The 19042-nt window shown below is 43.1% G+C and carries 17 protein-coding genes, 1 pseudogene and 1 CRISPR repeat array; of the genes and pseudogenes, 2 read left to right on the plus strand and 16 right to left on the minus strand.

Going from position 1 to position 19042, the window contains the following annotated elements; genetic code table 11:
- The 16 genes and pseudogenes from C234_RS17795 to C234_RS0108930 form a co-directional block, all read right to left on the minus strand.
- Nucleotides 1-204: pseudogene (locus C234_RS17795) on the minus strand (hypothetical protein); the annotation flags it as partial.
- 116 nt (nucleotides 205-320) lie between these two features.
- Nucleotides 321-2546: direct repeats of the CRISPR family, unit length 29 nt; unit sequence ATTTCAATTCCAAATGGTTCAATTAAAAG.
- Between the two features lie 209 nt (nucleotides 2547-2755).
- Nucleotides 2756-3019 (minus strand): CRISPR-associated endonuclease Cas2, encoded by a 264-nt coding sequence (cas2, locus tag C234_RS0108860; protein ID WP_027325469.1) that lies wholly within the window; start codon nucleotides 3017-3019, stop codon nucleotides 2756-2758.
- Nucleotides 3020-3022: 3 nt separating this feature from the next.
- The gene (cas1b, locus tag C234_RS0108865) at nucleotides 3023-4039 is read right to left on the minus strand and encodes a type I-B CRISPR-associated endonuclease Cas1b (protein ID WP_027325470.1); all 1017 of its coding nucleotides are present in this window, start codon (nucleotides 4037-4039) and stop codon (nucleotides 3023-3025) included.
- Nucleotides 4036-4545 (minus strand): CRISPR-associated protein Cas4, encoded by a 510-nt coding sequence (gene cas4 / locus C234_RS0108870; RefSeq protein ID WP_027325471.1) that lies wholly within the window; start codon nucleotides 4543-4545, stop codon nucleotides 4036-4038. Before cas4 ends, cas1b begins: the two co-directional genes overlap by 4 nt.
- 37 nt (nucleotides 4546-4582) lie before the next feature.
- Nucleotides 4583-5641, minus strand: coding sequence for a hypothetical protein (locus C234_RS0108875; protein ID WP_027325472.1), 1059 nt, complete (start codon nucleotides 5639-5641; stop codon nucleotides 4583-4585).
- Between the two features lie 19 nt (nucleotides 5642-5660).
- On the minus strand, nucleotides 5661-6977 hold the full coding sequence (locus C234_RS0108880; protein WP_027325473.1) for a hypothetical protein: 1317 nt from the start codon (nucleotides 6975-6977) through the stop codon (nucleotides 5661-5663).
- Nucleotides 6974-9112 carry a CRISPR-associated helicase/endonuclease Cas3 gene (locus tag C234_RS0108885; RefSeq protein ID WP_027325474.1) on the minus strand — a complete coding sequence of 713 codons (2139 nt, stop codon included), beginning with the start codon at nucleotides 9110-9112 and terminating at the stop codon, nucleotides 6974-6976. Before C234_RS0108885 ends, C234_RS0108880 begins: the two co-directional genes overlap by 4 nt.
- Nucleotides 9112-9699, minus strand: a complete 588-nt coding sequence (locus C234_RS0108890; RefSeq protein ID WP_034536914.1) for a hypothetical protein — start codon at nucleotides 9697-9699, stop codon at nucleotides 9112-9114. The genes C234_RS0108885 and C234_RS0108890 overlap by 1 nt, the downstream gene beginning before the upstream one ends.
- Before the next feature lie 8 nt (nucleotides 9700-9707).
- Entirely contained in the window at nucleotides 9708-10370 is a 663-nt protein-coding gene (gene cas6 / locus C234_RS0108895) for a CRISPR-associated endoribonuclease Cas6 (RefSeq protein WP_027325476.1), read from the minus strand.
- Nucleotides 10371-10552: 182 nt separating this feature from the next.
- Nucleotides 10553-11488, minus strand: coding sequence for an NAD(P)H-dependent flavin oxidoreductase (locus tag C234_RS0108900; protein ID WP_027325477.1), 936 nt, complete (start codon nucleotides 11486-11488; stop codon nucleotides 10553-10555).
- 173 nt (nucleotides 11489-11661) lie between these two features.
- Complete coding sequence (locus C234_RS0108905; protein ID WP_027325478.1) at nucleotides 11662-12312, minus strand: DUF4858 domain-containing protein; 651 nt, start codon at nucleotides 12310-12312, stop codon at nucleotides 11662-11664.
- A 38-nt stretch (nucleotides 12313-12350) separates the two neighbouring features.
- Entirely contained in the window at nucleotides 12351-12875 is a 525-nt protein-coding gene (locus tag C234_RS0108910; RefSeq protein WP_034536889.1) for a DUF4943 family protein, read from the minus strand.
- 12 nt (nucleotides 12876-12887) lie between these two features.
- Complete coding sequence (locus C234_RS0108915) at nucleotides 12888-13943, minus strand: porin family protein (RefSeq protein WP_027325480.1); 1056 nt, start codon at nucleotides 13941-13943, stop codon at nucleotides 12888-12890.
- A complete protein-coding gene (locus C234_RS0108920) occupies nucleotides 13927-14475 on the minus strand; it encodes an RNA polymerase sigma factor (RefSeq protein WP_027325481.1) in 549 nt (182 codons plus the stop codon). Before C234_RS0108920 ends, C234_RS0108915 begins: the two co-directional genes overlap by 17 nt.
- 123 nt (nucleotides 14476-14598) lie before the next feature.
- Complete coding sequence (nadC, locus tag C234_RS0108925) at nucleotides 14599-15447, minus strand: carboxylating nicotinate-nucleotide diphosphorylase (RefSeq protein ID WP_021644437.1); 849 nt, start codon at nucleotides 15445-15447, stop codon at nucleotides 14599-14601.
- The gene (locus C234_RS0108930; protein ID WP_021644436.1) at nucleotides 15440-15832 is read right to left on the minus strand and encodes a DUF4783 domain-containing protein; all 393 of its coding nucleotides are present in this window, start codon (nucleotides 15830-15832) and stop codon (nucleotides 15440-15442) included. Before C234_RS0108930 ends, nadC begins: the two co-directional genes overlap by 8 nt.
- Before the next feature lie 127 nt (nucleotides 15833-15959).
- Between C234_RS0108930 and rlmH the strand changes: the two genes are divergently transcribed.
- Nucleotides 15960-16433, plus strand: a complete 474-nt coding sequence (gene rlmH, locus C234_RS0108935) for a 23S rRNA (pseudouridine(1915)-N(3))-methyltransferase RlmH (protein WP_027325482.1) — start codon at nucleotides 15960-15962, stop codon at nucleotides 16431-16433.
- Between the two features lie 191 nt (nucleotides 16434-16624).
- Nucleotides 16625-18841, plus strand: coding sequence for a beta-N-acetylglucosaminidase (locus C234_RS0108945; protein WP_027325483.1), 2217 nt, complete (start codon nucleotides 16625-16627; stop codon nucleotides 18839-18841).
- The last annotated feature ends 201 nt before the right edge of the window (nucleotides 18842-19042 follow it).

Raw genomic sequence — 19042 nt, forward strand, 5'->3', positions numbered from 1 at the left:
GACAGGAATAAATGTGCCGCTTTGTCCCAGTTCTATAAAATCGCCTTTGGAAGTATTGACGCAGGACTGTTCTTCTGCATAACGGGACTTGCTGTCATAAAATCTCCAGACAGGGATATTGAGTTCCGCCAGCCTTGATTTATAAGTTACTTTGTGTTCCTTGCAGTACATAATAATTTCTGCAACTTCTTCTCGTGTCATCATAAGTTTTATTTTTGGGCACAAAGATACTGGTCGAAGAGATTGCAGAAAATACGTGGTTTACCGGAGGCTTACCAATTAAAAGAAACCGCAGTTCTTTTTTTTAATGGATAGTTCTTATTTCAATTCCAAATGGTTCAATTAAAAGCAAGGCTGCGAAACGCGGTAGCGGACAGTGTATCATATTTCAATTCCAAATGGTTCAATTAAAAGAAGCAATTGCGGCTTCCTTGTTATCGAAGGTTCGCCATTTCAATTCCAAATGGTTCAATTAAAAGAGCATTGTCTAATCTTAAAATACACGATTATGTTTATTTCAATTCCAAATGGTTCAATTAAAAGCTCCGCCCTGGGCGCTCCGGGTGTGAAAATCGTCAATTTCAATTCCAAATGGTTCAATTAAAAGGTTCCCGCCAACACTCCGCTTTCTGACAGGAGTTATATTTCAATTCCAAATGGTTCAATTAAAAGCTCTACTCGCAGATTATGTTTAAGCTCGTTCATTTCTATTTCAATTCCAAATGGTTCAATTAAAAGTTACGGCGGCGTTCCTCCTCCTCGGCATATTTCTATTTCAATTCCAAATGGTTCAATTAAAAGTGAATTCACCTCCGTTATTGATCGCCAGATTGCAAATTTCAATTCCAAATGGTTCAATTAAAAGAGCCGGAAGCAGACTTCCAATTGACTGAAGCATATCATTTCAATTCCAAATGGTTCAATTAAAAGTCCGCCGCGGACTTCTCCTCGATGCCCTCTACTCCAATTTCAATTCCAAATGGTTCAATTAAAAGCGCCCTTGGCTCCGGGAACGCCCTGATCACCCTTATTTCAATTCCAAATGGTTCAATTAAAAGCTTCGCTATCATCAAGTAACTCATATAACTTCTCTCATTTCAATTCCAAATGGTTCAATTAAAAGAAGGTAGAATAATCGAATTCGCATCCAATGCTGATTTCAATTCCAAATGGTTCAATTAAAAGTATGAGGAGTTGTTTTGGAACTCTGCTTTCTCTCATCTATTTCAATTCCAAATGGTTCAATTAAAAGGTTGTTTGGGTTGTTTTTAACCCAGTTGGTTGTTATTTCAATTCCAAATGGTTCAATTAAAAGTATGAGGAGTTGTTTTGGAACTCTGCTTTCTCTCATCTATTTCAATTCCAAATGGTTCAATTAAAAGGTTGTTTGGGTTGTTTTTAACCCAGTTGGTTGTTATTTCAATTCCAAATGGTTCAATTAAAAGTAATGGTGTATACTATAAGGCCTTACAGGATGTTCATTTCAATTCCAAATGGTTCAATTAAAAGGAATATATAGAACTTCTCGCCTATGCCGATTTCTATTTCAATTCCAAATGGTTCAATTAAAAGAAAGAGTATAAAAAAGCCTTTGATTTTCCTTGCGTTATTTCAATTCCAAATGGTTCAATTAAAAGAGGACGAAGCTAACGCGGAAGCGGAGAAGTTCAGGGATTTCAATTCCAAATGGTTCAATTAAAAGCAGGTAGAGTCGCTCCGCAATGCAATTAACAAGCTAAATTTCAATTCCAAATGGTTCAATTAAAAGATTGCCTATTTATACGGAGTATCAGAAACCAACTCAATTTCAATTCCAAATGGTTCAATTAAAAGCTTACGGCGGCGTTCCTCCTCCTCGGCATATTTCTATTTCAATTCCAAATGGTTCAATTAAAAGTTGATGCAGCCGGATTCACACGTAGTTCCGGTAATCGATTTCAATTCCAAATGGTTCAATTAAAAGCATCGCATCGGAATGTCAGTTTCAACGTTCTCTGATTTCAATTCCAAATGGTTCAATTAAAAGAATTGTTTGCCCGCTTTCCGTACAGCAGGAGTTCGATTTCAATTCCAAATGGTTCAATTAAAAGAGCGCGTTGAACGCGTGCATCCCCGGTGTATTGCCATTTCAATTCCAAATGGTTCAATTAAAAGTCTATTATAATATATAATCACACTTTGATTTTCCATTTCAATTCCAAATGGTTCAATTAAAAGTGCTTTTCGAACGCGGAAGAAGAGGGATGTTCGAGGGAAAATTTCAATTCCAAATGGTTCAATTAAAAGTCGGGCAGCATCAGGTTCTCCACAGCCATGTTATTATTTCAATTCCAAATGGTTCAATTAAAAGATTGCCTACTTATACGGAGTATCAGAAACTAATTCAATTTCAATTCCAAATGGTTCAATTAAAAGTGAGTATATAGAACAGTCTCTTAAGCTGTCATTGCTATTTCAATTCCAAATGGTTCAATTAAAAGGCCTATGCCGATTTCTTGGGAGTGATGGACGTTTCACATTTCAATTCCAAATGGTTCAATTAAAAGCCATACTTAAAGGAATAATAAGCAATTGATTTTCAATCAAATATTTTTCAGAAAGAGCATTTTAAATTTAAAAAACTTGTCGATATTCAATGATAAGAAAATCACTAGTTATCGACAACATTATAATACATTGATTTTCAGAATGTCAAAGAACATAATAGACAGGCTTTTCCTAATATCTGCTTGAAGTGAAGAACATCGACGCACAATTATAAAAAATTGTCTATACTACTTCTTTCTTTCCCAACAATTTGCTTGTCAAGCCACTTCTCACTTCTACCGGAAAAAATAATCAAACTATCAGTATTCATATCCATTATTTTTTGAGCTTTCAAAGTTAATTCTTTTAGTTTTACCTCTGAAATTTCACCTTCAAAAACAGAATTTTGTATCCAATTCAAATATTTCCGACAGAGCTTCAACATTTTACTTACACGCTTTTCGCCACAATCATAAACTAAAATTATGTACATTATTCACCACCACATTTTAAACGGTTTGTATTCTTCAATTCCTAACAAATGCTTGCAGAGTTTATAACATTCTAATTTTATCAAATGCCGATAACTCACTTTTCTTTTTAATGAACGATGCTGAATAGTTTCATTCAAACGCTCTTCAAATGCTTGTACAAAAACTCGCTTACCGGCAGGATTTAAGAGACATCGATTGATTTTACTTTCAAAATGGCGTTCTTGCAATTCTCTTTTATTTAACAGCTTAAAAATTACTCTATCGACCAAAATAGGCTTAAATATCTCTGAAATATCTAATGAAAGAGAATATCGTCTTTCACCTGGTGTATGCAAATAACTAACAGTAGGATTGAGTTGTGTCTGATGAATGGCGCGTAGACACTGGCTATAGCACATCATATTACCGAAAGAAATCAACGCATTAACTTCGTTTTGTGGCGGCTGTTTCGTTCGGCCTCCCATTTCAAAATCATTTATGATTATATCAAACCCTTCATAATAAGTTTGCCTGATATTACCTTCCAATCCCATTATCTCATCTACGGCTGTAGCTAAAGAAAGCTGCAAAGTATAATGTTCTATCTTCGCAAGCAAATCATCCAGCTCTTTGCCTCGCGTATTGTAATAACGCAAATTTTTCTGCATGTTGAATGATGCGCCTTCCACAAACTTCCGTGCAAGTTCTATTCGTTTCTTCTTATTCTGATAAGTGGAGGTCTGTGCCAAAAGCATCTTACCGGACAATAATCCATCTTTTGGCATAAACGAACCGGTGTAATTTTCGTAATAATCAAAAAAATGAACAGCTATTCCATTTTGTCCCAAAAAGTTGTATAATGAACTATTAGCGTTCAGTGAACCGAAAACATAAAATTCGGCAATGTCTTCCACGGGCAGATAACGCGGCTGTCCTTCTTGCAGATGGCCATCTCCATCTTCTATTACAGGCGTAAAACGCAATGTATTATCTTTGCGCTGAAGTGTGCCGGGATTAAAAAGATAATAAGTCTTTTTCATTTTTCTTCATTGACGTAACAAAATTCATAGTAACTGCATTTTTTGCATATTCTGGCATTGATTACACTCGGACAAGCTTCAGATAGCACAATTCTTACAATCTCTTTTTCCATTTCCTGTATTTTTTCTCTGTCAACATCTGAAAGCGTAACCTGTGCCGTATGCCGAAGTGCAGGATATTCCAGTATACCAACCACACCATCAATGCCGGTTTTTTCTAGGACGTAAATATAGTATTTCACTTGCCATTCGTGCGCGTTTTCTATTTTATCCGAACGTTTGATTTCGTGAATTACTCTGTTCTTAGCATCGTAATAATCGATTTTTATTCTTCCCATTTCCAGTTCTTCATATCTTTCGGGGCGTTGCGGATAAGCAGTTTCATGAATTAGCTTACCATCGTAAACTAAGTCGGAAGTATGCTCCATGTTTATTCCGTTTGCGAAAAGCCAAAGTTTTCGTTTACAGACTTGGTAGTAATTGAAATGGATACCTGTTAATATCATAATAATGAGATAAAGCGGATTTTACTCCGCTTTATTATTAAAATTGATTTTCGTAATCGAAAGCCATCATTAAGTCTACAAGTTTCTGTTCCGCTTTTTCAAGGGCATCTGCTTGTTCTCCGGTCGTTGAGATATAACCTCCGGCTTGCAATGTAATGAATGTATCTACATTATTCAGAGACTCATCAACGACTGGTTGCGCTTTACCGGAATCTTCTTCGGACAATTTTGCCCTGATGCTTCCTGCAATTAAATTGGCATTATCACTGATTGAAATCGCAAGAGTATCCATTAAACTGAATGTCCGCGATTGATTGGATGTTATTCTCCAGTTTACAATTGCTTTAGCCAAACCTTTAATCCACTTTTCACGCAACTTTTTTGGAGCCACCAGGCATTCACCGAAAACATTTTTCGATTGAACCCATCCTTCAGCTTTCAACTTTTCGATCGTTTCATCCGACATTTCCGGCTCAAGTTGATTTGTTGAAACAGAAAACAACCTCCTCAGGTCTATGGCAATATCGGAGATAAATAAACCGCTGGCACGACTGTTCTTATCCTTTATCCATTTTCTGCTTAAACTTCTGTCTTTTCCCTCAAGGAATACAGCAATTTCTTCATCAGAAAGCTCATTCCCTTTCTCATCCCTCACAATCACACGATTGTTCGGTCTATCACTTCTGTCAAATGAAACATTTTCATTATCCAAACCGGCTAAAAGCGGATGGAGTCCTCTCATTGCAGAGATAGAAAGCGGGCTTCTTCTTTTTAAAGTCCTGTCTTTACCGCCTTTGGTAGCTTTCATCCATCCACCAAACAGTTGATCGACATAAGAAGGATCGCAAGTTCCGTACACCTCCCCTTCCGTTAGTTCTTTTTGCTTTGTTACATCAAAAAGAAAAGTCGTCGGACTTGGGGTTTCGTTTAAAAATTCACAGATAGAATCCAGTACGGATCTTTTCACTTGTTGTCCGCTTGAAAAAGGAATGCGACGATTAAACTGAGCATCATAATAATACTTCTGGCCATCTGCAACGCAAAAAACCGTGTGCTCTGCCCTTTTGAGCGTACGAACGTAAATAGTATTACTCATAGTTGTGTATTTTAATAGTTTATGATTGTTTTTCTACAAAAGCGTAATCGAATTTCAGCAAAGTATTGAAGTAAGTGAATTCTTCGTTAGTCATTAGATGCACCTCATCTTTCAAGGTTTTTAATTGTTCCAAGTCACAATCTTCCACACCGGCAACCATTTCAGTGAGGGCATCGATAAATAGTTTCTTTGATTTTGCATCAAGCAGTTTCTTCTCTATCAGGTTTTTCCTTTCCGTTCCCGAAGCCCCTTTCCTATAACGCAGAATCAGCTTAGCCAATTCTATTGTATAGTCTTTAAATTCTTGTTTGTTTTTAGACAACATAGCTATTAACCAGGTTTTATATGATTGATAAATAATTATTTGTTCTTCTTTTTTAAAAACGAAACTCCTTGACTCTCGCATATACTTCTCCAAGTCTTTCGGACGCAAAGCCTGTAGTCCGATACTTCCCAACTCACAAGCTCTTTTTATATGCATTCCATAAAGAGCTTGAAACTCTTTATCGTCAAAACAATCTGAACCACTGTAGAGCTTTCTGAAGACATCTTTGAGCTTTGTTCCCGATTTTAAATAAATAGGAATAAACCCTATGGTTTTATTTGTTTGCCCGAAACTATAGATATAAGAAGCCAAGTTTTTATCGGGATAGAACCGTGAAAGACTGAAAAACAAATTTGACCAACTTATCATCGCAATTTCAATTGAATCGCTGGTTGGTGCAAATACCCCTTCATTTTGAAGAGTTAAGAAGTCAAAATCTTCGCGGTAATTTTTCCCCAATCTATACGTCAGCCACTGGCCATTCCAGGAATTAATTTTATATTCTTTTAATTGTTTCAAAGTAGGATCATTTAAATATTTCCGATAATACTTCCAGCCCTCAAAAACCAACAACAGTAATTCAGCGTCATCAATCAGCAGATTATAACCGCCTGCCACGCCAATACCCAACCCGGATCCAATCCAGGAATAAAAGATATCTTCCTCTTCGCTTTCTGCAACAATATCGGTTACAAGCCCCGATGTACTTGCAAACTCATCTGCCTCTGACGCAGGATAACCTAATGCAAAACTGGCATCGGGAGATTCTTTTTCTACTTTAAAATAAAGATTCTCCAGCTTCTCCAATCTTTCATCTACAGTCAAAAGATGCGGTTTCTGCCCACTTTTCATCTGAACAAACGGAGAGTTAGTTACCCATTGCATATATTTGGGATGATTAAAGAACAGCTCAAAATACTCTTCCCTAAAAAAGTCTCTGGCAGATAAACTCTTATTGAATTTTTCATTAAAAGCTTTCAAAAACGATTTTCCAATTAATGCAGTTATCATATTATCACTCCTAAACTTTTATTTATCATAGTAACATCCAATCCCATTTCCGAAGAATAGGCATAATCGGGAACAATAAAAGGGCGGTTTCCTTTATCGATCTGTCTCTTTTTGGAAACAGCGGAGAAATAGGTCGGAATTTCTAACCGAAGTCTTGTCTCCAAGTCTCCATTCTCATATGCAAACACATCACTTTCCGTTATACATGCAACATTGTCTATTTCTAACAAATCGAACAATATCGCTCTACTGTTGTGAGTCAAGCAGTCGATCGAAATATTCCCATTGGTTTTAAAAACCGAATGCTCTTCAATCTCTAAAAAATCAATGGAAGTAAATACTTCATCGATTTTGCTCTGCAGTTCTCTCTCGTGCAAAGGCTTACCGTCTTCCAGAACTTCAAACGATTTCTTAAGAATTTCCGGCGTGTATGGTCTTGCTTCTTTTTCGTTATCCAACGGAGCTGTTACATAGATATCTTTCAATTTGCCAATAGTATCTTTGGACCTTTTTCTATTGACTCTTCCAAATCGCTGAATCATTGCGTCTAATGGCGCGCACGCGGTAATCATCAAATCAAAACTTATATCCAAACTGACTTCTACAATTTGAGTAGAAACGACAATGCAAGCCTCGCCCGACGTATTGAATTTCCCAAGAGAATTGCCTTCCGCGTCTACCCCCAACAAATCGGTTTCTTTTTCATTCCGGTCTTTCCTTTTAAAGCGGCTGTGCAATAACAAAGACGGAACAAAGGGATATTCTTCTTTGATATATTGATAGACTTCCTGGGCCGTCTTCACCCGATTCTGTACAATCAAAACTTTCTGATTACTTTGGATAGCCTTATCTATGACAGATGTAAGATCATGAAATGAATTTGCTTTATGAATGATATGCCGGTCGTATAGATTCAGCTCCTCGTCGGGGAGCTTGACTTCCAACACATCATCACCTAAAATCTCCATTATTTTATGGTAAAGCACAGATGGCATCGTAGCTGTACCAATATGTATCCTGCAATCGATCTTCTTCAGAATCTCGACTAATTTTAAAACAATTGCCTGAGAAATGCCGGAATAAGTATGCACTTCATCCAAGATGACATCGCAACCTTTCAAGTCGAGAATCATTGCCTCGTAACCTTTCATTCCAAAGGCCAAAGCAGACAGTTGATGCGGTGTAAGTATTTTGACAGATGAGCCAATATGGGATTGAATAACCGTTTCTTCGTCATTGTTCTTCCGTTTCACCACTTTCGAAGTAGAATGAAGCACTCTGACATCCAAATCAGGATTGTCCTTTTCAAGATCATTGGCAACTCTCTTGTACATCGCGTTTATCGACGCTTGATATGGGAGTGTGTAAAATACTCGCCCAATACATCTTCTGAAGAGGTAATCTGTCTTTCCCGCACCCGTAGGCGCGACCACTACTGTATGTCTCTTTGCACTACTCGCATCCAGCAATGAAAGCGAATAAAGATCATTCGGGCGATTATAAAAAGACAAATCGGGAGTAACGAACATCCGCGGCAAGAACTTTTCCGCCTCACCTATAACTGCAGAAGCAAAATGATCGGCCCCCATCAAAAGACCTTTCCATTCCGAAACAGCTCTTTCTCTTGTCCTTTTCTCGCAATAATCAATACAATACTGCAAATTTTCAGTAGCCTCTTGTACAGATATTCTTCGATACGGGATGCCCAATTCTCCCAATACCAGCCATGCTTTTTCAGACCATTCCTCCCATTTACCCAAATGAAATTGCAGATAATCACATTCTTCTTCTAAATCCAACAATCCGAGACCGGAGACATCTTTTTTTACAGATTTATGATGACTTACAACCATTTCGATCAGCTTGTTCCATTCATCTTTCGGGAAAGCGGAAAGAAAGAATAAAGAAGCTATTTCGTGACGGAAAACGGTATCATCAGGCCTTCGTTTCATTCTTAACCTGTTTTGAAAAACAGGATGGGCCTTGCCGATGTCATGAAGAATAGCACCGTTTCTGGCTACGCTTCTGTCCATAGCAAGATAACCTGCAATTTTTTCTACAACCAATACAACTTGCTTAGTATGGGCAAGCAAAGTTGTCCATTCGGGAGCCGATTTGGCAAATAATTCATCCATTAGTAGCTTTTAACAGGTGTTCCAATAATTTTGAGCCAACCATACATCTGATTGCCTGTTTTCCGGTCTATACCCACCGGAAAAGACTTATCATTTTTCTCAAAAACAAGTTCAAAGCCCGCAAATGCTTCTTCATCATCAAACTCGCTTTCCGACAAGGTCAATATTTGCTGAGGAAGCATGACATCTTCATTTCTTACAAGACATACATGTTGCATCAAAGCTTGCTCGGCATCTTTCAAGTCTTTGAAAGCCAAATAAAGAACAGGGTTAAGCAAAACCCCACGAACGATGATCGATGTCGGTCTTTCAAACAAGTACTTTTGTCCTTTTTTTGTCTGATTCCATCCTCTGGCTTGTATTACTTCCTGCTGCTGGGAGACTTGATCGTAAGACAAACGGTGTCTGACAATCTTCTTTATTCCTGAAATATCTAGTAATTCCGGAAAAAGTTTTTTTTCAATCCCTTCCAGAATACTCGGTGTCAGAAACTGCTGAGAAAAAGTTTCGCTATCTCTTACGGCTGTCCACGGTTTGATAAAGCCGAATGGACCCACATATTTTATAACATAAAGTTTCTCGTCCATAATTACCATTATTTTAATGCTCCAAACCCAATCCCTGTGCTGTTGCCAATGCCGACATCCCACGCAAATGCCACAATCTCGGGACTTCCTTCAATTATTACCGGACACATGGTCACTCTGTTTTTTATGTTCTTATAAGAAATTATTTTAGTTCTTGGAGAATGATATTCTTTGTCAAAATATACTTTTACATTCTCAGTATCCAGCCCCGCTATTTTAGCTTTTGCTTTTAGTGTTTCAGCCATAAGTTTACCTGCTTCTTCATCCAAATAAGTATAATGAGTCTCTTTGCCTTCGTTATTATATCTTTTTATCAAAACGGGACTTGCCAATGAAAAACGTTCTTTTTCTGAAAATAGAGGAGTATATTGAATACGAATATCTACAACCCGTGCGTCGGCAAACATTTCCGGCTGTTCCAAAATATTTTTAACAACATTCTTCACCTGTTGAACGTCATAAAAGTTTAAAGTAAAATAAGAACCATTTCTTAATTTGACGCCTTTATTGGTGATATCAACATTTTGCAACCACGAAAAAGAGTACAAACTTATTTTTCCGTGCTCATTATTATTCCCACCCAGCCATTTGTGTACACAACCTGTAAGTAAAGGCTGATAATTAAAACCAATCAGCCGATCAGAGCTTGATATTTTTATATGTATTCTCATAGTCTTCTTTTTTTTTGCAAATATAACAAATAATTAACCCTCACAAACTAAGTAAAGGAAAAACAAAAAAGACAAAGTATCTAAGTTTAATCGAACTTGATTAAAAAATGCCAAGAAAAAGTTACCTTAAACTAAGAACAATAATAACGAAACAAAAAAACGAAGATTAGAAAAGACTTAAATCAGAAATAAGTCTTTCCTGCCGCTTGACGGTAAGTTTCCAACAGATCTTTCATCACCTCATCTACAGACTCCCGACGGGAAACGAGAGCAGCAACCTGACCTATTTCCAACTCTCCCTGCTCCAAATCGCCTTCAAAGATTCCTTTCTTCGCACGCCCTTTGCCGAGCAGCGCACGCAATTCTTCGACGGAAGCTCCGCGGCTTTCCGCCTCTTCCACCGCATCGCGGAAAGCATTCTTTACCAGACGCACAGGGCTCAGCTTTTTCAGTAGCAACTTCGTATCCCCTTCGCCTAACCCCAGACAAAGCGACTTAAACTCTTTGCTTGCAGAACTCTCATCGGTCAGGGCGAAACGCGTACCGATCTGAACGCCTTCGGCGCCCAGCACCATAGCCGCCAGCATGCTTTCTCCGGTAGCTATGCCTCCGGCTGCAATCAAAGGCAGTGTGGTTGCCCTGCGCACCGAAGGTATAAGGCAAAGCGTAGTGGTTTCTTCGCGCCCATTGTGTCCTCCGGCCTCAAAACCTTCGGCTACTACGGCATCTACACCCGCTTCTTCACATTTCACGGCAAAACGCGAAGAAGATACGACGTGAACCACCGTGATGCCCCGTTCTTTCAGCCAAGAAGTCCACGTCTTCGGGTTTCCGGCGGAAGTAAAAACGATTTTCACTTTCTCCTCCACCACGATATCCATGATCTCTTCAATCTGAGGATACATCAAAGGAATGTTCACACCGAACGGCCGGTCGGTAGCCGCCCGACATTTGCGGATATGTTCGCGAAGGGTTTCCGGATGCATGGAACCGGCTCCGATAAGCCCCAGCCCGCCGGCATTGCTCACCGCAGAAGCCAGCCGCCAACCGCTGCACCAAACCATACCCGCCTGCACAACGGGATATTGGATGCCGAAAAGAGAAGTAATTCTGTTCATCATGATATCATATTGAAAACAAGTTCTGAATGTATAACGCTTTCGGCAAATAATCTGTTCAGCAAAAAGCATCGGGCTTACACGTATCGGCAACAAGCCGCATGAATTCCATCAAACGGTCCGTCGGTCACGAGATTTTTGCCGGAGAACGCATGCCATACCGCCGCGCCTCTTCAAGGAACAATCTGGTGAACGGGAGCATTGATCGATATTGTTACAGAATCGCCATAAGTTTTCAGAACTTCGAGCGTACGCGCGCGGCGTTTCTTACCCTTCCGGTCCCAGAAATCTTTGGTAAAAACCAACATCAGATCGAGACCGCCGATCGCCACCCCCGCCGCTCCGTAACAGTGCACAGCCACATGCGGAGGAACGAAGTCGGCGCCTCTTTGCAAAGTTCCCCTGCCCGTGACGCCTTTCCCTAAGTTTATCGTGTTCGGCTTATAACCGGTACGGGCGTATAAGTGAGCAAAGGGATCGCCCCGCCAAGTATCTTTGGTTACCCGGATTTTCTTCCGAAACACCGGATCCCAATCATAGCGCGTAGTAGGCGTATAGGGCATTAAGCTGAACACAGGGACGGCTTTGGGCAACACAGACGGAAGCGACTCGTCGGGAGACAGCCATCTTTTTTCTTCCGAGATGCGAGGATCGGCCGTACCGACCGAAAAGTCGATGGATCGAAGCGCCTTCCGGTTCAGACGCAACTCCCCGTCGGCTTCAAGCATTTTCCGCAATTTCACCGAATCCTGCTTCGACCATTGGGCATAGCATCCCCCTGCCGACAGTAAAAACACTGCCGATATAAGCCATCTCGTTCTCATTCTCTGTTGTTATTTGCCTGCCGGATGCTTTTGTTTATTTACCACCATCTGTAACCCGTGCCGCAGAGAGGTTCGTCATAACACGGATCGATGCTCCATCTGGTTTTGGGATATTTCCGTTCCTCCCACCAACGGCGGTAACAGGCCGCCGCATCGAGCACTTCCTCGTCCGTCAAAAAATAAATCGGTTCGTAATTTTCGGCATTCGCCAACACCATTTTGCATCCTAATGACGGAGGCGTACCCTGGCGTATGTATTCTATCGTCCAGAGCATACATTCTCCCAAACGGATTTTCCCGTTGTTCATATTATAGACCGACGGGAAAGAGGGAATAATGGTGAGGTCTTCGGCATATTTCAGCAAATCGGGGATATCCTTCTCGGCAAAATGAGGAACCTCTACGACTCCTTTTTCATTCTGCATCTTATACTTGCCCGCTTTCAGTTGCTTTACGAAAACCGAAACATCGGGATTGTTCTGATCCATCTCTTCGCCGTTGCACCCGGTAAAGGAAACAAGCGCGGCAACAGCCATCCATAATATCATTAATGTCTTTTTCATTGCAGCAGATAGTTAGTAAGTCATGCGGAGTCCGCAAAGCAAATTTAAGTTAGTAGGCCGTTTCGTACGGACTGTAGCCAGTTGCGAATCAGTCTTGAAATGGTGAGAGATGCCGGGTTCGGCAAAAACAGCCAGTCTGTCGGTAAGTTTGTAACGGACACCTGCGGCGGCAGTCAAAGCGAGTTGCACGGGTTCTTCCTTAAAACTGTTGTCGGGCGCGCCCGACACGCATTTATCCGCCACTCCGCCTACGGTAGCGTAAATATCCCATTTTTTTGTTTCCGCCAACATCACATTCATTTTTACAGGAATGCCTATATAATGTAGTTTCCGTCCTTCCGAACGCAAGTTCGAATAAAGCAACCCGGTTTCTATGCCCAAGCGTCCGTTCAGCATACGCTCTACTGTCACCCCGCCCGAAAGAGGCATTTTATAGGTTCCACCATCTGCCGGAAGCGCTGTGCCGCCTTGTATTTTTACCGCCCAACGATGTTTCTTTTCGCTCCGGGCATTTGATGGAGCACAGGCAACGCTCTCCTCGTAAACGGGAACCGGATCGGCATTCACATTGGCTGCTTTCCAATATCCGTCGTGCGATTGCCCGGTTCTTTCACCCTCCTGCCTTACAGCAGCAGAGGCCGAAATAGAAATGGAAACGGACAAAGTGATGGAGACGGAATCCGGGTCTTCGTCGTTTACATACTGCGGAAGCATGCCGTACGATTTCGGAGCCTGCTTCGACAATATCGGTTTTGCCAGCTGAGGAAGCCGTTTGACACGGATACCGTCTCCATCGGGTATGCCTTCGCGGGAAGCGACTATCTGCGTGAACGCCTCACTTATTTCCTCTTTGGGAGAGAAGAACCAGACCACCGCCGTCGACGCGGCCAATACCAGCAGCACAGAAGCTGCCGCCGCCACACGGAAAAACAGCAACCGGCGGCGTTGCTGCCCGGCCACAAGAATGTCCTGTTGCAGCTTTTCCCAGAATCCGTCGCGCACTGTCAGTCCGGTGTCCCCAAGACGTGTACGGAACAGATCGGTTATTCCATCATTTTCTTTCTTCATGCTTTGTGTACTCTTTAATTCTTTTTGCCAACAAACACTTTGCCCGATGCAATTGCGAGGTAGACGAATGCTCTTTGATACGAAGCATGGCGGCTATCTCTTTGTGAGACCTCTCTTCAAATACATAAAGATTGAATACAGTGCGGCAACCATCCGGCAATTCGGCGATAAAAGCCATCAATTGCTCTTCGGAGATCTCCTCTCCCCTCATATCCGGCAAGTCCGGAACTTCGGGAAGCTGCTCTTCATGCACTACCAACCGACTCATCTTTTTTTCCCGCCTCAGATAGTCGATCGATTGAGTCACCATCACCCGTGTAATCCATGTAGTGAGGGAAGAATCGCCTCTGAACGAAAAATTGGTAAAGATCTTGATGAAAGCGTCGTGCAATACATCGTGCGCCGCATCCATATCGCCCGTATAGCGGAAACATACCGCCAGCATCCGTTGAGAATAGAGAGTATAAAGTTGTTTGCGGGCCGAATCGCTTCCCGCCCGACAGCCCTTTATAAGTTCTATCTCGTTTTCCAAAGCCAAATGTCTTTTTAAATCGAACGTATGTATGCGCCGTTTATCCTTTAGACGCAAAAGGATGAAGAGTGCTGCAAGGGTATCTGCTAAAAGAAGTTAACGAAGCAGAAGAAAATCACATCATCAACATGCTTTAAAGCTCATGTCGAGTCCCTTCACCGAATGCGTGAGCGCACCCACCGAGATAAAATCTACACCGGCTTCGGCATAAGCGCGCAACGTGTCGAAGGTAATGCCGCCGGACGATTCGGTTTCATATTTTCCTCCCACCATTTCCACCGCTTTCTTCGTTTGCTCGGGTGTGAAATTGTCGAACATGATACGGTCTACCCCGCCCAAGCGAAGTACTTGCTCCAGTTCATCGAAGTTGCGCACCTCGATTTCTATTTTAAGACTCTTGCCTTTGCTGCGGCAATATTCTTTGGCACGGGTAATCGCCTTGTCGATTCCGCCGGCAAAGTCCACATGATTGTCTTTCAGAAGAATCATGTCGAACAGTCCGATGCGGTGGTTCACTCCGCCCCCTATCTTCACTGCCATTTTTTCGAGGATGCGCATGCCCGGAGTTGTCTTGCGGGTATCGAGTACACGCGTATGAAGTCCTTCGAGTCGGGCGGCATATTTGCGGGTCATGGTAGCGATACCGCTCATACGTTGCATCACATTCAGCATCAGACGCTCGGTCTGGAGCAACGACTGCACCTTACCTTCCACAATCATCGCCACGTCGCCGGGCTTCACCTCCGCTCCGTCATTGATAAACACTTCCACTTTCATCGTGGGATCAAAACGGTTGAAAATTTCTTTCGCCACTTCGATTCCCGCCAGCACGCCGGCTTCCTTTATCAACAGCTTCGATTTTCCCATCTCCGTATCGGGAATGCACGAAAGCGTGGTGTGGTCGCCATCGCCGATATCTTCCGCAAAAGCGAGATCGATCAGTTTATCGATCAATTCCTTTTCTTTATTCATTTGTCTTATCTATTCTTATTTGATGTATCACATATTGTTCTTCCGACTTCTTCAGGAAACAATTCACACGATACTTACCGTTGTTTGTTTTCAGCGTACCGATAACAAAACCCGACTCATCGCGCTTCCCCTGATGATTGACATTAAACCCGTCGACCTTATTCTGCGCGAAGAAGTCCTGCATCATTGCGACGGCTTTCTGCTTGTCCACATTGGCGGAATTGGAGGGAAGTATCAGATTGACTTTATCGCCCATGTATTTGCTCAACTCTTGCGAGCTACCCTTGCTCAACGCCGCAACTACCCCCGAAGGTATTTCCTGAGCCATGAGCAAAGGAAGAAACAGAAGTAAAACAGCTATTATCAGAAGTACTCGTTTTTTCATAAATACAAGCTTTTATGTTGAAGTTCAACGTCTAAACATTCAACGATTTACAGGCAAAGGTAAACATTTATTGCAAAATAACACAAAAAAGCCGTATTTTTGTACAATAAATCAGAATTGTAAACGCATGAAAACAACCCTGCTCGTGGTAGGACGAACTGTAGAACCACATTATATTACCGCCATCAACGACTACGTACAACGGACAAAACGCTTTATTTCGTTCGATGTGGAAGTGATTCCGGAGTTAAAGAACACCAAAAGCCTTTCCACAGATCAGCAAAAGGAAAAGGAGGGCGAACTGATCATAAAAGCGCTCCAACCGGGAGACGTGGTCGTGCTGCTCGACGAACGGGGCAAAGAGATGCGTTCGCTGGAGTTTGCCGAATATATGAAACGGAAGATGAATACCGTAAACAAACGGTTGGTTTTCATCATCGGCGGGCCTTACGGATTCTCCGAGAAAGTGTACGGAATGGCGCACGAGAAAATTTCGATGTCGAAAATGACTTTTTCGCATCAGATGATACGCTTGATCTTCGTCGAGCAAATGTACCGGGCAATGACCATATTGAACGGAGGCCCTTATCATCATGAATAATCCGTACCGGAAGCGGTTTGCCGCCATCAGGCGGCGAACGTGCCGGCACCGGAAGCCGGACATATTGGGAAAGAGAGGACGGGAAATCGGCAAAGGATGCCCGTGCAAACAGCGATGAACAACCACGAACAAGAGTTGCAGATATACAATATTCTTCTTTTCTTTGCAACCGAAAACTAATATCAACTCACATGAAACACAAAATTCTCGCACTACTCAGTATGGCTGTGCTAAGCGGCGGAGCCTTTTCACAAAATGTTCATCTCAATCCGCAGCCGCAGGAAATACGATCGGGACAGGAAAAGATCGCACTGCCGGCTTCTTTCCGGCTCGTCGGAGCGGAAGACGCCAATCCGAAAGCAGTGGCACGGCTTCAAACTCTGTTGGGAAACAAAATTCAAAAGCAGGGGCTTCCGGTTTATATCGGAGAGAAGAATGACAAGGCCATGCGCAAATTCAAAAAGATGATACCCGACAAAGCGGAAGGGTATTACCTTGCCGTAAACGGCAGCGGGATTGTGCTTGCCGGAAGCGATGAACGGGGAACGTTCTATGCGGTGCAGACGTTGAAACAACTGCTTACCGGCGGACTGCCTTCGGACAGCCTGAGAAACCGGCTGCCGGAAACAGAAATAAAGGATTACCCCGATATCCGGTTCCGCGGCGTGGTGGAAGGTTTCTACGGGACTCCCTGGAGACATGAAGACCGGATGCGGCAGCTTCGCTTCTACGGTGAGAACAAACTGAACACTTATATCTACGGGCCTAAGGACGATCCTTACCACAGCACACCTCATTGGCGCCTTCCCTACCCCGACAAAGAGGCGGGAGAGCTGAAGAAACTGATTGAAACGGCACATGAGAATGAAGTCGACTTCGTATGGGCCATTCATCCGGGGCAGGATATACAATGGAACGATGCCGACCGCGAAAAAGTAATCGAGAAGTTCGAACGGATGTATCAATTGGGTGCACGTTCGTTCGCTGTCTTCTTCGACGACATCTCGGGCGACGGAACAGACGCGAACCGTCAGGCGGAACTGCTCAACTACATCGACCGCAAGTTTGTCAAAGAGAAAAAAGACGTGACTCCGCTCATTATGTGTCCTACGGAGTATAATAGGAGTTGGTCGAACCCGAAAGGCAATTACCTGACGACGTTGGGTACGCAACTTCATCCCGATATTCAGATTATGTGGACGGGCGACCGGGTGATCGCGGACATGACGCGCGAGGGATTGAACTGGATCAATGAGCGCATTCGCCGTCCTGCCTACATCTGGTGGAACTTTCCGGTATCCGATTACGTGCGCGACCATTTGTTAATGGGGGCGGTGTACGGCAATGAAAAAGGCATAGAGAAAGAGATGTCGGGCTTTGTTTCCAATCCGATGGAGCGCGCCGAAGCGTCGAAAATAGCGCTTTACGGGGTAGCGGCTTACGCGTGGAACATGGAAACGTTCGATTCGCAGCAGTCGTGGGAGAAAGGAATTGCCGCTCTGCTGCCCGACGCTGCGGACGCGCTGCTGACGTTCTGCAAGCACAATTCGGACTTGGGACCGAACGGACACGGTTACCGCCGAGTGGAGTCGGTAGAGATACAGCCCTTCGCCGAACGCTTTGCACAAGCGGTTTCGGCCGGTAAGGAAACGGACATCGACGATCTGATCCGGCTGAAAGCGGAGTTCGAAAAAATCTCCGAATCGGCCGATATCCTGCTGGCGAGCGAAAGCAATCCTACGCTGATCGATGAAATCAAACCGTGGATTTACCGCTTCCGCCTGTTGGGAAGCATGGGAAATGAGGCGCTCTATCTTCAGGAAGCGTTGAAGCACCGGCAAAGGGAAGTGTTCGAACGTAAATACGCTCACCTGAAGTCGTTGCAGAAACTAAGCTACGAAATCGACCAGAGCTACAATCAGAATCCGTATCAGCCCGGCGTGAAAACCGGAAGCAAAGTGCTGACGCCCTTCATCGACACCTTGTTTGCCGCCGCCACCCGGCAGTTTAACCACGCATACGGCACGCAGTTGAGCGTAACTACCCTGTATTCGCCCCACAAGCTGACAAGCGATATCAGGCAACTGCGCAACCAACCGCTGCAAACGAAGAACAACACCGTGCTCATCTCCCCGTTGCTGGAAGTCCTGAAGTGGCCTGCCGGAAAGTTTGTGGAGATTGAGTTCGACCGGACATACGCGGCTTTCGAGCTGGATATTCATTTCGGGAAAAAAGAGTTGCCGTCGTGGGGCAAGTGCGAAGTAACCGCCGACGGAAAGACTTGGGAAGAAGTGGAAGTGTCGAAAGGAGTCAAGAACAAAGCGGTGAAAGCGATCCGCTTCTACAATGCAGGCGACAAAGAAGAGCAAATCCATTTCAGGAAATTTGCCGTGACGCTTCGGAAATAACAACGCACAAGATGTGTCGAAGCCGGAAAGCTTGCCGTTTAACGCGCGCAAACTTTCCGGCTCCTCTTCATTGATAAGCAGATGGTCGGCTTTTCTTTTGCCACCGAGCTTCCGTCATGCCGGAAGAATCATGCAAACGTGCATTGTTCGCCCGCCCGCAACGGCTTGTTCTTTTCTTAACACAAAGTAATCCCTATGCCA

Origin of the sequence: Bacteroides pyogenes DSM 20611 = JCM 6294, assembly GCF_000428105.1 — a bacterium.
Classification (GTDB): Bacteria; Bacteroidota; Bacteroidia; order Bacteroidales; family Bacteroidaceae; genus Bacteroides; species Bacteroides pyogenes.

Bases quoted from the DNA above. Each gene is read 5' to 3' on its own strand.
- C234_RS0108875 (WP_027325472.1), bottom strand. From the start codon at position 5,641: ATGAGTAATACTATTTACGTTCGTACGCTCAAAAGGGCAGAGCACACG.
- cas2 (WP_027325469.1), bottom strand. From the start codon at position 3,019: ATGTACATAATTTTAGTTTATGATTGTGGCGAAAAGCGTGTAAGTAAA.
- C234_RS0108945 (WP_027325483.1), top strand. From the start codon at position 16,625: ATGAAACACAAAATTCTCGCACTACTCAGTATGGCTGTGCTAAGCGGC.
- C234_RS0108890 (WP_034536914.1), bottom strand. From the start codon at position 9,699: ATGGACGAGAAACTTTATGTTATAAAATATGTGGGTCCATTCGGCTTT.
- cas6 (WP_027325476.1), bottom strand. From the start codon at position 10,370: ATGAGAATACATATAAAAATATCAAGCTCTGATCGGCTGATTGGTTTT.
- cas4 (WP_027325471.1), bottom strand. From the start codon at position 4,545: ATGATATTAACAGGTATCCATTTCAATTACTACCAAGTCTGTAAACGA.
- C234_RS0108900 (WP_027325477.1), bottom strand. From the start codon at position 11,488: ATGAACAGAATTACTTCTCTTTTCGGCATCCAATATCCCGTTGTGCAG.
- C234_RS0108930 (WP_021644436.1), bottom strand. From the start codon at position 15,832: ATGAAAAAACGAGTACTTCTGATAATAGCTGTTTTACTTCTGTTTCTT.
- C234_RS0108915 (WP_027325480.1), bottom strand. From the start codon at position 13,943: ATGAAGAAAGAAAATGATGGAATAACCGATCTGTTCCGTACACGTCTT.
- C234_RS0108885 (WP_027325474.1), bottom strand. From the start codon at position 9,112: ATGGATGAATTATTTGCCAAATCGGCTCCCGAATGGACAACTTTGCTT.
- rlmH (WP_027325482.1), top strand. From the start codon at position 15,960: ATGAAAACAACCCTGCTCGTGGTAGGACGAACTGTAGAACCACATTAT.
- cas1b (WP_027325470.1), bottom strand. From the start codon at position 4,039: ATGAAAAAGACTTATTATCTTTTTAATCCCGGCACACTTCAGCGCAAA.
- C234_RS0108910 (WP_034536889.1), bottom strand. From the start codon at position 12,875: ATGAAAAAGACATTAATGATATTATGGATGGCTGTTGCCGCGCTTGTT.
- C234_RS0108905 (WP_027325478.1), bottom strand. From the start codon at position 12,312: ATGAGAACGAGATGGCTTATATCGGCAGTGTTTTTACTGTCGGCAGGG.
- C234_RS0108880 (WP_027325473.1), bottom strand. From the start codon at position 6,977: ATGATAACTGCATTAATTGGAAAATCGTTTTTGAAAGCTTTTAATGAA.
- nadC (WP_021644437.1), bottom strand. From the start codon at position 15,447: ATGAATAAAGAAAAGGAATTGATCGATAAACTGATCGATCTCGCTTTT.